Genomic DNA, 15,283 nt, shown 5'->3' on the forward strand with positions numbered 1-15,283 from the left:
CACGACCAGGAGACCGTCATGACCGTTGACCCGATCCGCTACGCCCTGGCCGCCGCCGCTCGTGGCTGGTACGTCTTCCCGCTCGCTCCGGGCGGCAAGGAACCGCCCCGCGGATTCACCCGCTGGGAGGAGCGCGCCACCACCCAGCCAGACCTCATTCGCGCCACCTGGCGCAAGCCGTACAACGTGGGCGTGGCCTGCGGCCCGTCCGGACTCGTGGTCATCGACCTCGACCGACCGAAGCCCGGCCACACTCCACCGCCGGAATTGGAGCGTTCCGGGATCCGTGACGGTGCCGACCTGTTCGCGGCCCTGTGCGCCGACCACGGCCAGGAACTGCCCCTGGAGACCTTCCAGGTACGCACCCGGCGCGGTGGCCTGCATCTGTACTACAGCGCCCCCGTCGGCATGACCCTGACGAATACCCAAGGCGCGCTGGGCTGGCTCATCGACACACGCGCCGTGGGCGGCTACGTCGTCGGCCCCGGCAGCCGCGTCCGAGCCAGCGACGGTGACGGCTCATACGAGGTGCTGCACGCTCCGCCCGTCGCGCCGCTGCCGTCCTGGCTGGCGGAGCTGCTGCGGCCCAAGCCGCTGCCCGCACAGGCACCTGTCTCGATCGCCCTGGCCGCCGACCGGCACGGGTCTTACCTGCGAGCAGCGATCAGAGGCGAGCTGGAACGAGTGACCAGCTCGCCGCCGCACGGCCACAACATCGCGCTCTATCGCGCGTCCGTCGCCCTCGGGCAGCTGGTTGCCGGTGGGGAGCTGTCCGAAGCCGACGTCACAAGCTGGCTGGTCAACGCGGCCCAGCAAGTTGGCCAGCCCTTCGGAGAGGCCGCACGGACCATCGCCAGCGGACTACGGGCAGGCGCGCGCCGCCCGCGAACGGTGGCCGCATGACGAACGAGCGCCCATCCCATCTACGCCTGGTCGCGGGTGATGCGGTCCACGTGCCTGGCGACCACGGACCCGCGCCGACGCCGTTCCGCACGTCCTGGACCGCTGACGAGCTGATGTCCGTGACCTTTCCGCCGACCAAGTGGGCTGTGCCCGGCGTGATCGCCGAAGGGCTCAACCTGCTGGCCGGTCCGCCCAAGGTCGGCAAGTCCTGGCTGTCACTCGCCACGGCGGTGGCTGTCGCCGGGGGAGGGAAGGCCCTGGAGGCCATCGAGGTAGAGCCCGGCCCGGTGCTGTACCTGGCGCTGGAGGACACACCGCGCCGCCTGCAATCACGCATGAGCAAGATCCTGGGAGACAAGCCAGCCCCACGAGGGCTGACCCTCTCCACGGCGTGCGAGACCCTTCCCAGGGGCGGAGATCAGGCCATCGCCCGATGGCTGGAACGCAACCCCGGCGCCCGCATGGTCGTCATCGACGTGTTCGCCAAGATCCGGGGCACCACGCCGCCCGGCCTGTCCGCCTATGACGCCGACTACACGGCCATGGGCAGGGCCAAGAACCTGGCGGACACCTACGGCGTCGCCGTCGTCCTGGTCCACCACGTCCGCAAGATGGGCTCTGACGACTTCCTGGAGCAGGTCTCCGGCACCAACGGCCTGGCCGGTGCCGCCGACGCCACGTTGGTGCTCAAGCGCCAGCGTGGCACTGCCGATGGCGTCCTGCACGTCACGGGCCGCGACGTCGAAGAGGCCGAGTACGCCATGGCCTTTCAGCCCGCCGCCGGAGTGTGGCACCTGCTGGACGGCCCGCCCGAGGATCACACGCTGGGAGAAACCCGCGCGACCATCGTCCGCTACGTCCGCGCCAACCCGAACAGCACACCCAAGGCCATCGCCGACGGCACCAGCCTGTCCTACGAGAACGTCCGCAAGACCTGCCCGCGCATGGCCAGCGACGGACAGCTCTGCGTGGACGCCAACAGCCGCTACCGGGTGCCAGGGATATCAGCCCACGAAGGTGTCCCGGCCGTCCCTGGTGTCCCTGAACCTGCTCTGACCAGTACGAACGCGGCGAGCCATGAAGGACAGACATCCCTGCCCGCTGTCCCTGCTGTCCCTGCGCACGAGGAGGACGCGCGCCAATGACCGTCACGGCTCCGGACAGCGTCCGGCTCGACACGATCGACATCGCTACCCAGGAGGACCTGCCCTTGCTGCTCACCGTCGAAGAGGCCGCGCAACGGCTCAGGATCGGGCGGACGCAGATGTACCAGCTCGTCAAGACCGGCGAAGTGGCGTCCGTCTGCATCGGCAGACTCCGCCGCGTCCCCATCGAGTGCCTGGCCGCCTACGTGAACAACCTTCTCGAAGGGAGTCGTTGACATGGGACGCAGGCCCAACGGCGCATCGACCATCTACTTCGGCGGCGACGGCAAGTGGCACGGCAGGGTGACAGTAGGCGTCAAGGACGATGGCACGCCCGACCGCCGCCACGTGAAGCGCAAGACGGAAGCCGAGGTCATCAAAGCCGTCCGTGAGCTGGAACGCCAGCGAGACGGCGGGCAGGTCCGAAAGGCCGGCCAGCGCTGGACGGTCGCGAAGTGGCTGACCCACTGGATCGAGAACATCGCCGTCCCACCTGCCATCCGAGAGAGCACCCACTCCGGCTACAAGGTGGACGTGGTGACCCACCTGATCCCCGGCATCGGTGCTCACCGCCTCGACAAGCTGGAGCCCGAGCACCTGGAGAAGCTCTACGCCAAGATCCAGCGTTCCGGACGATCCGCTGGAACGGCTCACCACGTTCACCGGACCGTTCGGGCCGCGCTCAACGAGGCCGTACGGCGCGGCCACATCACGAAGAACCCGGTGACCCTGGCCAAGGCCCCAGTGCTCACGGACGCCGAGATCGAGCCCTACGACATCGAGGAGATCCGCCTCCTGCTCAAGGCTGCTGACGAACTGCCACGGAACAGCGCGCGGTGGGGGATCGCGCTCGCACTCGGACTGCGCCAAGGCGAAGCCCTTGGCTTGCGTTGGACGCACGTGGATCTCGACAAGGGCGTTCTGCGAGTACGGCGCAGCCGTCAGCGTCCCAAGTATGCCCACGGGTGTGCCGACCGCCCGTGTGGCAGGAAGCCTGGCTTCTGCCCGCAACGCAAGCAGGTCAACGAGGCGACGTCGGACACCAAGTCGAAGGCCGGGCGGCGGGTGATCGGTCTGCCGGACGAGTTGGTGACCCTGCTCAGGAAGCACAAGGCGGAGCAGGACAAGGACCGCCAGGCGGCTCGTCAGCTCTGGCAGGAGGGCGGCTGGGTCTTCACCACGGCGACAGGCCAGCCCGTGAGTCCGTACAGCGACTATCACGAGTGGAAGGCACTACTGAAAGCCGCTGGTCTACGGGACGGTCGGCTGCACGACGCGCGCCATACCGCCGCGACGGTGTTGCTCATCCTCGGAGTGCCCGAACGTACGGTCATGGCCATCATGGGGTGGTCCGGCTCGGGCATGGCGGCGCGGTATCAGCACGTGACGGACGGCATCCGGCAGACCGTGGCCAGGCAAGTCGGGGGTCTCATCTGGGAGCCGGAAAGGAGCTCCGAAGAGGCCAACTGAGACCCAAACTGAGACCCAAAGCGAAAGGGGTCATGCCGCTGATCACGGCATGACCCCTCTGAGCTGGCGGAGGATAGGGGATTTGAACCCCTGATAGGTTGCCCTATACACGCTTTCCAAGCGTGCGCCCTCGGCCACTAGGCGAATCCTCCGCCGACGAGCTTACCGGACTTCTCAGGGTGTGCAGACCATGTTTTCCGCGGGGTTCCGACAGGGTGGAGCGAGCACTGCGGCGTGCGGCTAGACTGTCCAGGGACCCCTCGCGCGGCGTCATCCTGTGAACCTCCCCAGGGCCGGAAGGCAGCAAGGATAAGCGGGCTCTGGCGGGTGTGCGGGGGGTCTCTTCGTTGAGAGCCCCCTCGCAGGCGGGATGGTCGTATGAGCCTTGCGCTTTACCGCAAGTACCGACCCGGGACCTTCGCCGAGGTCAAGGGTCAGGAACACGTCACAGATCCGCTGAGACAAGCGCTGCGTACGGGCCGGATCAACCACGCCTACCTGTTCAGCGGCCCCCGCGGATGCGGCAAGACCTCCAGCGCCCGCATCCTGGCGCGCTCTCTCAACTGCGAGCAGGGCCCCACGCCCGACCCGTGCGGCGAGTGCGAGTCGTGTGTCGCGCTGGCCCCGACCGGCCCCGGGCACCTCGACGTCATCGAGATCGACGCCGCCTCCCACGGTGGTGTGGACGACGCGCGTGACCTGCGTGAGCGGGCTTTCTTCGCCCCCGTCTCCGCGCGTTACAAGATCTACATCATCGACGAGGCGCACATGGTGACCCGCGAGGGGTTCAACGCGCTGCTCAAGCTCGTCGAGGAGCCCCCGCCGCACCTGAAGTTCATCTTCGCGACGACGGAGCCGGAAAAGGTCATCGGCACCATCAAGTCGCGTACGCACCACTACCCGTTCCGGCTGATGCCGCCCGCGACGCTCAAGGGGCTGCTGGAGGAGATCCTCACCTCCGAGAGCGTCCCCTTCGAGCCGGCCGCGCTGCCCCTCGTCGTACGCGCGGGGGCCGGGTCCGCGCGTGACTCGCTGTCCATCCTCGACCAGCTCCTCGCCGGGGCCGAGGAGGACGGCATCACCTACGCCAAGGCCGTCTCGCTGCTCGGCTACACCGACGGCGACCTGCTCGACGAGGTCGTCGCCGCGTTCGCGGCCAGGGACGGCGGCCAGGTCTTCCACACGGTCAACCGGGTGATCGAGGGCGGTCACGACCCGCGCCGGTTCGCCTCCGACCTGCTCGAACGTTTCCGCGACCTGGTCATCCTGGCGAACGTGCCCGAGGCGGCCTCCAGCGGCCTGCTCGACCGGCCCGCCGACGAACTGGAGCGGCTCGTCCAGCAGGCCGCCTCGATGGGGCCCGCCGAGCTGACGCGTGCCGCCGAGGTGTTCAACGCGGGGCTCACCGAGATGCGTGGTGCCACCTCGCCGCGGCTGCTGCTGGAGCTGATGTGCGCCCGCGTCCTGCTGCCCGGTGCGGCGCAGGGCGAGGCGGCGCTGCTGGCCCGTCTCGAACGCCTCGAACGGGGCGGCGCCGTCGCCCAGATGGCCGCCCGCGCCTCCGCCGGTGTGCCCGTGGCCTCTTCCGGTGGGGCGGCCGCGGGGCTCGGGACTGTGAGTGCGGTCGGGGCGCAGGTCGCCTCTGGTGGGCACGGCGTTGCGGCGCCGGCTCCCGCGGCCGGTCCCGCGCAGGTGGCGGCGGCTGGTGACGCGGCGGGAGCCTCCGCTGCTCCGCCCGCCGTGCAGCCCGCCGCGCAGTCCGTGGGGCAGTCCGTGGGGCACGCCGCTCCTGGCGCCGCACAGTCCACGGCGCAGGCTCCGGCGCAGGTCGCTGCGGGTGGGAGTGGCGGCGGAGGGGACTGGCCCGAGGCTGTACGTCCCGGCGCCGCGGCCGCGCCCGACCCTTCGCCGGCTGCCGCCGCGCCTTCCGGAGGGTCGTACCAGGCTGCCGCTCCCTCAGGGGGCGGGGCTCCGGCGGCGGGGGGCGCGGGGGTCGTCCAGTCGCAGTGGGCCGCCGTGCTGGCCGCGCTCAAGCAGCGCAGCATCGTCGTCTGGGCGAACGTGAGCACGAACGCCCAGGTGGTGGGCGTCGAGGGCAACCTGGTCACGCTCGGGTTCAGCCAGGTCGGCGCGATGAAGAACTTCACCGGTGGCGGCAAGGACGTCGTGGTGGCCGGTGTGCTGGGCGAGGTGCTCGGTGGCACGTGGCGCGTCGAGGCGGTCGTCGGCGGCTCCCCGGCTCCTCGCGGCCCGGCTCGCGGCCCGTCCAGCCCGTCCCACGGCGCCGCCGGATCTCACGGCGCTGCCGGATCCCACGGGGCCGCAGGCTCGCACGGGGCTGCGGGTGGATCTCCGGGGCCGGCCGGTGGTCAGGGCGTGCAGGGGCCTCAGGGCGTGTCAGGGCCGCAGGTGGTGGCTCAGGGGGTGCCGGCGCCTCAGGGGGGTCAGGCCGGGGGCGGCTCTCAGGGACGTACGGCCTCACATGGGGCTTCTCACGAGGACCGGGAAGGTCAGGACTCCGACCAGCCCCCGGCCGGTGCGCCGGGACGCCAGACCACGGACGAGTCCTGGCCCGACGCTCCCGACGACTTCGGCCCCGGCGCCCCGCCCAGCCCCGACCCCACGCAGACGGTCAGCGCCGCCCAGCACACGGCCGGCGCGCCCGCGGGTGCCGTTCACGTGGGCGCAGGGAAGACGGGCGCCGGGCAGACGGGCGCTGGGCAGACGGGCGCTGGGCAGACGGGCGCTGGGCTGGCCGCTGCTCGATCGGCGGCCAAGGCGGCGGCTCAGGCTGGTCCGCGCGTCCCGGCCGCCCGTGGCGGGGCCGCGGCCTGGCCCGACGCGATTCCCGGTCGCGACAAGGGGCAGGGGATCGAGTCCGACGACGTGGATCCGCTCAACGACGCCGACGCCGACGTGGACGCCGTGTCCGGGATGGCGCTGCTGGAGCGGGAGCTCGGCGCCAAGGTCATCGGCGAGATCGACCACACCTGACCGGCAGCCCATCCGCGCAGCCCGGGTTCAGGGTTGTGGCTCGCCGAGGGTGCCTCATGCCAGGGCCGTAGGTGTATAGCCTGTCATGCCCGAGTTGCCCGCCCACGCCCACGGTGGCGGCTCACGGTAGGTGAAGGCACAGGCAGTGTGAGCGTTCGGGCCGGAAGGGCGCAGGCCGTGCGAGCGCTATCGAGTGCTACCCCCGGTCAGGAGTGGAGGCGGGAGCGGGCGGCGGCGGAGCGGAGGTCGGTGGGCGGGAGGGCGGCCAGGCGCTCCAGGACCTCGTAGTCGTCGCGGCCGTTGCACGTCTGCGCATAAGCCCACAACTCCTCAGGCCCCCCGCGCCGCAGCAGGAAGGCCCGCACCTGGGCCTCCAGCTCGTCCCGCTCCCGCCGGAGCTCGGGCGACTCCGAGCGGGGCAGCAGCGGCCCGGGGTACGCGCGCGCCACCCCCGCGGGATCGCCGGACGACAGCAGCCGGCGCACCTTCATGAAGTCCGCCTCCACGGGACAGACCAGCCGGTACGGCTTGGCGGCGATGGCACCCCCGAGCTGCCCCCGCAGCCGGTGGATCTCGGCCCTGATGGTGACCGGGTTCCCGTCGTCGCCGTAGAGGTGGAAGGAGAGCTGCTCGGCCGTCAGCCCGTGCGGGTGGAGGGCCAGGAGGGCGAGGAGCTCGGCGTGGCGCAGGGACAGGGGCCGGGCGTCGTCGCCGTAGGAGGCGGTCGGGGTGCCCTCGCCGAGGAGCGACAGGGTCAGGCCCGGCGGGGCGGCCGCCGGGCCGGGGCGCAGGAGGAAGCCGTCGGAGAAGGGTTCGAGGAGGGCGGCGGTGCCGTCCCTGAGGATGAGGCGGCTGCCGGCCTGCTTGCCGAGGTGGACGCGCTCGCCGAGGTCGCCGCCCGGGTCGCCGGTGATGACGCGGCCGGTGGACGACAGCAGGATGCCGGGCCGGCCGCGCAGGGACTCGAACCGGCGGCGCAGCCGTTCGTCGCGCTCGTGCATGCGCACGGCGAGCTGGGTCTCGGCGAGCTTGGCGGTGGCGGCCACCAGGGCGACGGTGGCGGGGTGCAGGCTGCGGGCGGTGCCGCTGACGTCGACGCAGCCGATGACGCGCCCCGAGTCGGGGTCGGTGATCGGAGCGGCGCTGCACGACCAGACGTGCAGCACCCGCATCAGGTGTTCCTCCGAGTACACGTGCACGGGCCGGCCGGTGGCCAGGGCGGTGCCGATGCCGTTGGTGCCGACGTCGTGCTCGCCCCACTGGTGGCCGTCGGCCAGGCCGATCCGGTCTGCGTGGCGCATGATGGAGTGGTTACCTTCGCGCCACAACACCCCGCCGTCACTGTCCGTGACGATCATGATGTGTCCGGTCTCATCGGCCAATCCCGACAGGGTCTGGGCGAGCAGGGGCAAAAGTGGCTGTAGAGGGTGGGTCTTGCGGATGTCCCCTATGGAGGCCAGGTCGTAGACAAGTGGGGCACTCTTGCCTTCCAGGTCGATCCCGGCATCCAGCGAACGGCGCCAGGACGCTTTGATCAGGTTGCGGGGCGACTCCGGCCAGGCCCCACCTGTCGCCACGGCTTCGTGTGCTCCGCGTAGAAGGCGGGAGTACGTGTCGAGATGGGCGTAACTCATCGGTCACTCCAAGTAGTCAATTAGAGCATCCGTCCTCCGCCCGCTCAGCGCAACCCGTTCAGGGGGATTGCAGAGGGTGATTGAATGAACGCAACGTGTGTGCAACGTTCCGCTGCGTACGTTCCTCTCCAACGCGTCGGCGTGGTGCGGCCGCTCCGCCGGCGTGATGGCCGGGTCTCGGACGCTGGAGGGGGGCCGAGACCCGGCCAAAACACGCCGACACGGCCGCATCGGGGGAACGAGGGCCAGGTCGGGGCGGCAGTTCGAAACGGGGAACGGGCGCCGCACGCGGCACATTCGGCGCGCGACGGGTGGCCCGTACGGAGGTCGGGTGCGAAACGGGGGAACCTCCCAGTACATGACTCCGCTCAAACACCGTAGGCTCGTGGCAGTCAAGAACGCGGAGCCACGAGGAGCGCACGACGGTGAACCCAGGGGATGTCAACCTGCAGCAGCTGCTGGAGCAGGCACAGCTCATGCAGCAGCAGCTTGTGAGCGCCCAGCAGGAGCTCAACGACGCGCAGATCGAGGGCTCATCGGGCGGCGGCCTGGTCACGGCCGTCGTCAACGGGTCGGGCGAGCTGCTCGAGCTCAAGATCGACCCGAGCGTGATCGACGCGGGCGACGCGCAGGACACCGCGGACACGATCGCCGACCTGGTGATCGCGGCAGTCCGCGACGCCGTGCGCGCGGCGGCCGATCTGCAGCAGGAGAAGCTCGGCCCGCTCGCCCAGGGGCTGGGTGGCGGCGGCCTCGGACAGTTGCCAGGGTTCTAGGCATGTACGAGGGGGTCGTCCAGAACCTGATCGACGAGCTGGGGCAGCTGCCCGGCGTCGGTCCCAAGAGCGCGCAGCGGATCGCGTTCCACCTGCTGGCGGCCGATCCAGCCGACGTCAAGCGGCTGGCGCACGCGTTGCTGGAGGTCAAGGAGAAGGTCCGCTTCTGCCGGGTCTGCGGAAACGTGGCCGCCGAGGAAGAGTGCCGCATCTGCCGCGACACCCGCCGCGACACGCACGTCATCTGCGTGGTCGAGGAGTCCAAGGACGTCGTGGCGATCGAGAAGACGCGCGAGTTCCGCGGCACCTATCACGTGCTCGGCGGCGCGATCAGCCCGATCGACGGCATCGGCCCCGACGACCTGCGCATCCGGGAGCTCATGACGCGGCTGGCCGACGGCCGCGTCACCGAGCTCATCCTCGCCACCGACCCCAATCTCGAGGGCGAGGCGACGGCTACCTACCTCGCCCGTCTGGTCAAGCCGATGGGCATCAAAGTGACACGACTGGCCAGCGGTCTGCCTGTGGGCGGTGATCTCGAGTACGCGGATGAGGTCACCTTGGGCCGCGCGTTCGAAGGACGGAGGCTGCTGGATGTCTGACCAGTGGAGCGCGCTGGCGGAAGAGATCTCCGGGCACGCGCAGAACTACGTGGACGGCCTGACCAGGATGGCGGGCGGCGAGGGCGGCGACGCCATCTGGTCGATCCTGCTCGTGGAGGTCGCCCAGATGAGCCTGGCGGGCGCCAAGCTCGGCGCCAACCGCGACGTCATCCTCGCGGGCAACTACGAGCCGCCGATGAGCGAGGACCCCGACATCGACGGGGTCCGCACGGCCCTGGCGGAGCGGCTGGAGGCGGTGGACGACTACGCCGAGGTGTTCGACCCGTACAAGGACACCAGCGTGACGCCGTACCGGCTGTCCGACGACCTGACCGCGGTCGCCGCCGACCTCATCCACGGGCTGCGCCACTACCACGCGGGGCGTCCGCACGAGGCCCTGTGGTGGTGGCAGTACTCCTACTTCAACACCTGGGGCAACCACGCGGGCGCCGCGATGCGCGCACTTCAGGCCCTGGCGGCGCACTCCAGGCTCGACGTGGCCGAGGAGGCCACCACAGTCTGATCATCCACATAGTGGTACGAACCAGCCGGCTCATGAGAGGCCCCCAGTAGACTGGCAGCTCACAGTCCTAACCGGGAGACTCTCGTGGCGCTCGTTGTGCAAAAGTACGGTGGTTCGTCCGTCGCCGACGCGTCCTGCATCAAGCGGGTCGCGCAGCGGATCGTCGCGACGAAAAAAGCCGGCAACAGCGTGGTCGTGATCGTCTCCGCGATGGGCGACACGACCGACGAGCTGCTCGACCTGGCCGAGCAGGTCTCGCCGCTGCCCCCGGGCCGCGAGCTCGACATGCTGCTGACGTCGGGCGAGCGCATCTCGATGGCCCTGCTGGCGATGGCGATCGCCAACCTCGGCCACGAGGCCCGCTCGTTCACCGGCTCGCAGGCAGGTGTGATCACCGACTCCACGCACGGCAAGGCGCGCATCATCGACGTGACGCCCAGCCGCATCCAGGAGGCCATCGACCAGGGGCACATCGCGATCGTGGCCGGGTTCCAGGGTGTCTCGCAGGACACCAAGGACATCACCACGCTCGGCCGGGGTGGCTCCGACACCACGGCCGTGGCGCTGGCGGCGGCGCTCGACGCCGACGTCTGCGAGATCTACACCGACGTCGACGGCATCTTCACCGCCGATCCGCGCATCGTGCCCGCGGCGCAGCAGATCCCCAGGATCTCCTACGACGAGATGATGGAGATGGCCGCGTGCGGGGCGAAGATCCTGCATCTGCGCTGCGTCGAATACGCTCGACGGTTCAACCTGCCGATCCACGTACGCAGCTCGTTCAGCACCAAGGAAGGCACGTGGGTCGTCTCCGACCCTTACACCGAAGGAACCGAGATGGAGCAGCCGATCATCTCCGGCGTCGCGCACGACCGGAGCGAGGCCAAGATCACTGTTGTCGGGGTGCCCGACAAGGTCGGCGAGGCTGCGACGATCTTCAAAACGCTGGCCGACGCCGAGATCAACATTGACATGATCGTGCAGAACGTCTCGGCCGCCGCCACGGGTCGCACGGACATCTCGTTCACGCTGCCCACGGCCGACAGCCAGACGGCGCTGACGTCGCTGAAGAAGATCCAGCCCCGGATCGGTTTCGAGTCGCTGCTGTTCGACGACCAGATCGGGAAGGTGTCGCTGATCGGCGCGGGCATGCGCTCGCACCCCGGCGTCACGGCGACGTTCTTCGCGGCCCTCGCCGACGCGGGGGTCAACATCGAGATGATCTCCACCTCGGAGATCCGCATCTCAGTGATCGTCGAGCAGGACGGTGTCGACGCGGCCGTGGCGGCCGCCCACCGCGCCTTCGATCTCGACGCCGACCAGGTCGAAGCCGTGGTGTACGGAGGTTCAGGACGATGAGCAAGAGGCCCAATCTGGCACTGATCGGCGCGACCGGCGCCGTCGGCACCGTCATGCGCGACATCGTGTCGTCGCGTGAGGACATCTGGGGCGAGATCCGTCTCGTCGCCTCCGCCCGCTCGGCGGGCAAGGTGCTGCGGGTCCGCGGCGAGGACGTCGTGGTGCAGGCCCTGGCGCCCGAGGTGTTCGACGGCATCGACATCGCCATCTTCGACGTGCCCGACGAGGTGTCCGCCGAGTGGGTGCCGATCGCGGCGAGCCGTGGCGCGATCGTCGTCGACAAGTCCGGCACGTTCCGCATGGAGCCGGACGTCCCGCTGGTCGTGCCCGAGGTCAACCCGCTCGACGCACGCGACAGGCCGCGGGGCATCATCTCGACCCCCAACTGCACGACGCTGTCGATGATGGCGGCCATGGGGGCGCTGCACGCCGAGTTCACGCTCACCGAGCTGGTCGTCGCCTCCTACCAGGCGGTGTCCGGCGCCGGGGTGGCGGGGTCCGCGCGGCTGTACGACGAGATCGAGGCGCTGGCCGGCGACCGTACGGTCGGGCAGAGCGCCGGTGACGTGCGCAAGGTGCTGGCCAACAAGCTGCCGGAGGAGTCGCCGTTCCCCGCGCCCATCGCGTTCAACGTGGTGCCGTGGGCGGGCTCCAGGAAGGCCGACGGGTGGGCCTCGGAGGAGCTCAAGCTCCGCAACGAGTCCCGCAAGATCCTCGGCATCCCGGACCTGAAGGTCTCCGCGACCTGCGTCCGCGTGCCGGTGGTCACGACGCACTCGCTGGCCGTGCACGCGCGCTTCGCGCGTGAGATCACGGTCGCCGACGCGCACCGCATCCTGGAAGCGGCTCCGACGGTGGTCCTCATGGACGACCCGGAGAACGGGATCTGGCCGACGCCTCTCGACGTGGTGGGCAACGACCCGACGTACGTGGGCCGCGTCCGCCAGGCGATCGACTTCCCGAACACGCTCGACCTGTTCGTGTGCGGTGACAACCTGCGCAAGGGAGCGGCGCTCAACGCGGCGGAGATCGCCGAGCTGGTGGCAGCCGAGTTCTGATCCGCAGAACCGAAGGGTGTGGCGTCGTGCGTGCGGTGCGGCGTCACACCTTTTTCGCGGGTGCGCGCCGTGGCCCTGTCACCGGAAGAGGATGTCCCAGTGGTCGCTCTCATCGAAGAACGTCGTGCCCGACTTTGATTTGTAGATCGTGGCCCCGTCGCTGCGTATCCCGGCCTTGTCATGATTTTTCATGATGTGCCGGTCGATGCAGGCGTTGTGGGAGATGTCGAGCTTGTAGCCGTTCCCGTGGCTGAAGTGGCCGGGTGCGTGGCCCCGCTCGGTGCCGCCGGTCACCATGATCGGGCAGCCGCTCCGCTGTTTCAGCTTGATCGCCTTGGCGATCGTCCCGGTCCGTATCCGGTCCAGCGACGTGCAGTGGTGCATGTGCTTGCTGGTGCAGTTGCCGGTGGACTTCGTACGCAGCCCCGCGCTCTTCAGCCACCCGTTGGCGGTCGCGTGGGACATCCGCATGGCGGCCTTCCTCGGCAGGGCCCGCGCCAGATCGACCTGAGCGCGCTTGAGAGCGACGCGTGGGCGTGCCTGAGGCATCCGGACCACCCCGGTGCGTACGGGGCTCTTCAGCGCCTTTGTGGCCGCTTCCCGAGTCGCGGACTTCCCGGCCCGCCTCTTCCCGGGCGAGGCCCCGGTGCCGGCGGCGGCGTCGTCGGCCCTCTGCTCGCGGATCGCCTGGGCCTCGTCGTCGGCGGCGGCCAGCGGCCACTGGGTGTCGAGCGACGGCCATTCGCGCATCTCCAGCAGCATGAGCTGCTCGTACTCCCACGGGTGCGGCCCCAGGTCGTACAGGAGCTCGGCCGCGGCGGGGCCGGGGCCGTGCATGGGCAGGGCCTCGTACAGGCCGCTCCGTGCCGGTGACCCTTCGGGGTGGGTGGCGGCTGAGGCGGCCGAGGCCAGCGCGATTATGGTGATCTCAATGCCGAGGAGCGCGACGATGATCAGCCGCACTGTTCCACGTATCCACATGTCGATGCCTTTTCGCGGAAATAGCCCTTCCGCCTGAAGCGACAATCCCACCTTTCGCAGGAGATAACTCGTGCCGCGGGGGCGACTTTGCCTTGTGGCGGTGATCACCGTGAGGCTCCATGACCTAACCTCGCTCGACGACGTAAAGTGACGAACGTGTCCGAAGCCCGAAACCGAGGAGCGGAGAGCACTCGAGAGGTCATCGTCGAGACGGCCTTGCGACTGTTCAGGGAGCGCGGCTTCGACGCGACCACGATGCGGGCCATCGCCGCCGAGGCGGGGGTGTCGGTCGGCAACGCCTACTACTACTTCGACAGCAAAGAGGCGTTGATCCAGGCGTATTACGACCGCGCCCAGGCCGAGCACGAGGAGGCCTGCCGGGAGTTCCTGGCCACGGAGCAGTCGTTCGCGGCCCGGCTGGACGGGGTGCTGCGCGAATGGGTGCGCGTGTCCGAGCCGTACCACGAGTTCGCCGTGAAGTTCTTCAAGCACGCGGCCGAGCCGACCAATCCGCTGAGCCCGTTCAGCAAGCAGTCCTCGCCGGCCCGCGAGGCGTCGATCGCCATCTACCGGGAGGTCGTGGAGGGCTCGCGCGATCGCATGAACGCCGAGCTGCGCGAGGAGCTGCCCGAGCTGCTGTGGTTGCTGTCCATGGGCATGGTGCTGTTCTGGGTGCACGACACCTCGCCCGGCTGCGCCCGTACGTACCGGCTGATCGAGGTGACGGTGCCGCTGGTGGACCGGCTCGTCGGGCTTTCGCACCTGCCGGGGTTGCGGGGCATCACGAAGGACTTCATCGCCGCGGTTCACGAGCTGAGGGCCTAGGGGAACATACCGGTCGGTTGGTAGGGTCGTCGTACCCCGACGATCTGGAGGCCGTGCATGAACTGGGGCATGACCATTCCCTTCTACGACCGCTCGCTGGCCAGGTCACAGGACCTCATCGCGGAGCTGCCCGGGCTCGGCTACACCGACCTGTGGTCGGCCGAGGTGAACGGGGTGGACGGGTTCGTGCCGCTGGCCCTGGCCTCGCAGTGGGCGCCGGAAGCCAGGCTGGGCAGCGCCATCGTGCCCGTCTCGACGCGCGGCCCGGGGCTGCTGGCCATGTCGGCGGCCACGCTGGCGGACCTGGCGCCCGGCCGGTTCGTGCTGGGCATCGGGGCCTCCTCGCCGGCGATCGTCGAGCGGTGGAACGCGGGCACGTTCGACAAGCCGTACGCGCGCACCCGCGACACGCTCCGCTTCCTGAAGCGGGCGCTGGCGGGGGAGAAGGTCTCGGAGGCGTACGAGACGTTCGCGGTCAAGGGCTTCAAGCTGGAGCGGGCACCGAAGACGCCGCCGAAGATCGTGCTGGCGGCGCTGCGCCCCCGGATGTTGCGCCTGGCCGCGGCCGAGGCCGACGGGGCCATCACGAACTGGCTCTCGCCTGACGACGTACGCAAGGTGCGCGCCGAGATCGGCCCGGGCACCGAGCTGATCGCCCGCCTGTTCGTCTGCGTGGACACCGACACCGAGCGCGTCCGCGAGACCGCCAGGTGGATGCTGGCCAGCTACCTGACCGTCCCCGTGTACGCGGCCTTCCACGACTGGCTGGGACGCGGCGAGGTGCTGCGCCCCATGCACGAGGCCTGGGCGGCCGGCGACCGGCAGGCCGCGCTGAAGGCCATCCCCGACGAGGTGGTGGACGCGCTGATCGTGCACGGAGACGCCGCCACCTGCCGGGCCCGGATCAAGGAGTACATGGCCAACGGGCTCGACACCCCGGTCCTCGCCCCCATCCCGGGCGGAGACGTCCCCATAGACCAGGCGGTACGCGAGCTCGCTCCGGAGAGGTGAGA

Annotated in this window: 14 protein-coding genes, 1 tRNA gene and 1 other RNA gene; 13 read left to right on the forward strand and 3 right to left on the reverse strand. The window is 69.9% G+C overall.

What is annotated here, in order from left to right:
* The first annotated feature begins 18 nt into the window (after positions 1-18).
* From HD593_RS58375 to HD593_RS58390, 4 genes are read left to right on the forward strand one after another with little or no spacing between them, the layout of a single operon-like run.
* The gene (locus tag HD593_RS58375) at positions 19-903 is read left to right on the forward strand and encodes a bifunctional DNA primase/polymerase (protein ID WP_185111392.1); all 885 of its coding nucleotides are present in this window, start codon (positions 19-21) and stop codon (positions 901-903) included.
* Positions 900-2,048, forward strand: coding sequence for an AAA family ATPase (locus HD593_RS58380; protein WP_185111393.1), 1,149 nt, complete (start codon positions 900-902; stop codon positions 2,046-2,048). The genes HD593_RS58375 and HD593_RS58380 overlap by 4 nt, the downstream gene beginning before the upstream one ends.
* Positions 2,045-2,284, forward strand: a complete 240-nt coding sequence (locus tag HD593_RS58385) for a helix-turn-helix domain-containing protein (RefSeq protein WP_185111394.1) — start codon at positions 2,045-2,047, stop codon at positions 2,282-2,284. Before HD593_RS58380 ends, HD593_RS58385 begins: the two co-directional genes overlap by 4 nt.
* A 1-nt stretch (position 2,285) precedes the next feature.
* Positions 2,286-3,518 carry a tyrosine-type recombinase/integrase gene (locus tag HD593_RS58390; protein WP_185111395.1) on the forward strand — a complete coding sequence of 411 codons (1,233 nt, stop codon included), beginning with the start codon at positions 2,286-2,288 and terminating at the stop codon, positions 3,516-3,518.
* A 64-nt stretch (positions 3,519-3,582) separates the two neighbouring features.
* Here HD593_RS58390 and HD593_RS58395 read toward each other — a convergent pair.
* Positions 3,583-3,670, reverse strand: a tRNA-Ser gene (locus HD593_RS58395).
* 99 nt (positions 3,671-3,769) lie between these two features.
* Here HD593_RS58395 and ffs point away from each other — a divergent pair.
* Together ffs and HD593_RS58405 are read left to right on the forward strand one after the other, a co-directional pair.
* Positions 3,770-3,865, forward strand: an RNA gene (gene ffs, locus HD593_RS58400) — signal recognition particle sRNA small type.
* A gap of 31 nt (positions 3,866-3,896) precedes the next feature.
* Complete coding sequence (locus HD593_RS58405) at positions 3,897-6,512, forward strand: DNA polymerase III subunit gamma and tau (protein WP_185111396.1); 2,616 nt, start codon at positions 3,897-3,899, stop codon at positions 6,510-6,512.
* Between the two features lie 206 nt (positions 6,513-6,718).
* On the opposite strand, the gene HD593_RS58410 is transcribed toward HD593_RS58405, so the two are convergent.
* On the reverse strand, positions 6,719-8,146 hold the full coding sequence (locus HD593_RS58410; protein WP_185111397.1) for a GAF domain-containing protein: 1,428 nt from the start codon (positions 8,144-8,146) through the stop codon (positions 6,719-6,721).
* A 425-nt stretch (positions 8,147-8,571) separates the two neighbouring features.
* Between HD593_RS58410 and HD593_RS58415 the strand changes: the two genes are divergently transcribed.
* The 5 genes from HD593_RS58415 (at position 8,572) to HD593_RS58435 (ending at position 12,464) form a co-directional block, all read left to right on the forward strand.
* The gene (locus HD593_RS58415; protein ID WP_139629532.1) at positions 8,572-8,922 is read left to right on the forward strand and encodes a YbaB/EbfC family nucleoid-associated protein; all 351 of its coding nucleotides are present in this window, start codon (positions 8,572-8,574) and stop codon (positions 8,920-8,922) included.
* A gap of 2 nt (positions 8,923-8,924) precedes the next feature.
* Complete coding sequence (gene recR / locus HD593_RS58420; protein ID WP_185111398.1) at positions 8,925-9,524, forward strand: recombination mediator RecR; 600 nt, start codon at positions 8,925-8,927, stop codon at positions 9,522-9,524.
* Positions 9,517-10,047 carry a DUF5063 domain-containing protein gene (locus HD593_RS58425; protein ID WP_185111399.1) on the forward strand — a complete coding sequence of 177 codons (531 nt, stop codon included), beginning with the start codon at positions 9,517-9,519 and terminating at the stop codon, positions 10,045-10,047. Before recR ends, HD593_RS58425 begins: the two co-directional genes overlap by 8 nt.
* 84 nt (positions 10,048-10,131) lie before the next feature.
* Positions 10,132-11,406 carry an aspartate kinase gene (locus HD593_RS58430; RefSeq protein WP_185111400.1) on the forward strand — a complete coding sequence of 425 codons (1,275 nt, stop codon included), beginning with the start codon at positions 10,132-10,134 and terminating at the stop codon, positions 11,404-11,406.
* Positions 11,403-12,464 carry an aspartate-semialdehyde dehydrogenase gene (locus HD593_RS58435; protein ID WP_185111401.1) on the forward strand — a complete coding sequence of 354 codons (1,062 nt, stop codon included), beginning with the start codon at positions 11,403-11,405 and terminating at the stop codon, positions 12,462-12,464. The genes HD593_RS58430 and HD593_RS58435 overlap by 4 nt, the downstream gene beginning before the upstream one ends.
* Before the next feature lie 78 nt (positions 12,465-12,542).
* Here HD593_RS58435 and HD593_RS58440 read toward each other — a convergent pair whose 3' ends face one another.
* A complete protein-coding gene (locus HD593_RS58440; RefSeq protein WP_185111402.1) occupies positions 12,543-13,427 on the reverse strand; it encodes a hypothetical protein in 885 nt (294 codons plus the stop codon).
* A gap of 174 nt (positions 13,428-13,601) precedes the next feature.
* Here HD593_RS58440 and HD593_RS58445 point away from each other — a divergent pair, with 174 nt between their 5' ends.
* The gene (locus tag HD593_RS58445; protein WP_185111403.1) at positions 13,602-14,270 is read left to right on the forward strand and encodes a TetR/AcrR family transcriptional regulator; all 669 of its coding nucleotides are present in this window, start codon (positions 13,602-13,604) and stop codon (positions 14,268-14,270) included.
* 69 nt (positions 14,271-14,339) lie between these two features.
* The gene (locus HD593_RS58450; protein ID WP_246547318.1) at positions 14,340-15,281 is read left to right on the forward strand and encodes an LLM class F420-dependent oxidoreductase; all 942 of its coding nucleotides are present in this window, start codon (positions 14,340-14,342) and stop codon (positions 15,279-15,281) included.
* Positions 15,282-15,283: the final 2 nt, after the last annotated feature.

This window comes from Nonomuraea rubra, from assembly GCF_014207985.1.
GTDB classification, from domain to species: Bacteria; Actinomycetota; Actinomycetes; order Streptosporangiales; family Streptosporangiaceae; genus Nonomuraea; species Nonomuraea rubra.

Excerpts from the sequence above, each read along its gene's own strand:
- HD593_RS58410 (WP_185111397.1), bottom strand. The coding sequence starts at position 8,146 with ATGAGTTACGCCCATCTCGACACGTACTCCCGCCTTCTACGCGGAGCA.
- HD593_RS58450 (WP_246547318.1), top strand. The coding sequence starts at position 14,340 with ATGACCATTCCCTTCTACGACCGCTCGCTGGCCAGGTCACAGGACCTC.
- HD593_RS58425 (WP_185111399.1), top strand. The coding sequence starts at position 9,517 with ATGTCTGACCAGTGGAGCGCGCTGGCGGAAGAGATCTCCGGGCACGCG.
- HD593_RS58380 (WP_185111393.1), top strand. The coding sequence starts at position 900 with ATGACGAACGAGCGCCCATCCCATCTACGCCTGGTCGCGGGTGATGCG.
- recR (WP_185111398.1), top strand. The coding sequence starts at position 8,925 with ATGTACGAGGGGGTCGTCCAGAACCTGATCGACGAGCTGGGGCAGCTG.
- HD593_RS58375 (WP_185111392.1), top strand. The coding sequence starts at position 19 with ATGACCGTTGACCCGATCCGCTACGCCCTGGCCGCCGCCGCTCGTGGC.
- HD593_RS58385 (WP_185111394.1), top strand. The coding sequence starts at position 2,045 with ATGACCGTCACGGCTCCGGACAGCGTCCGGCTCGACACGATCGACATC.
- HD593_RS58390 (WP_185111395.1), top strand. The coding sequence starts at position 2,286 with ATGGGACGCAGGCCCAACGGCGCATCGACCATCTACTTCGGCGGCGAC.
- HD593_RS58435 (WP_185111401.1), top strand. The coding sequence starts at position 11,403 with ATGAGCAAGAGGCCCAATCTGGCACTGATCGGCGCGACCGGCGCCGTC.
- HD593_RS58405 (WP_185111396.1), top strand. The coding sequence starts at position 3,897 with ATGAGCCTTGCGCTTTACCGCAAGTACCGACCCGGGACCTTCGCCGAG.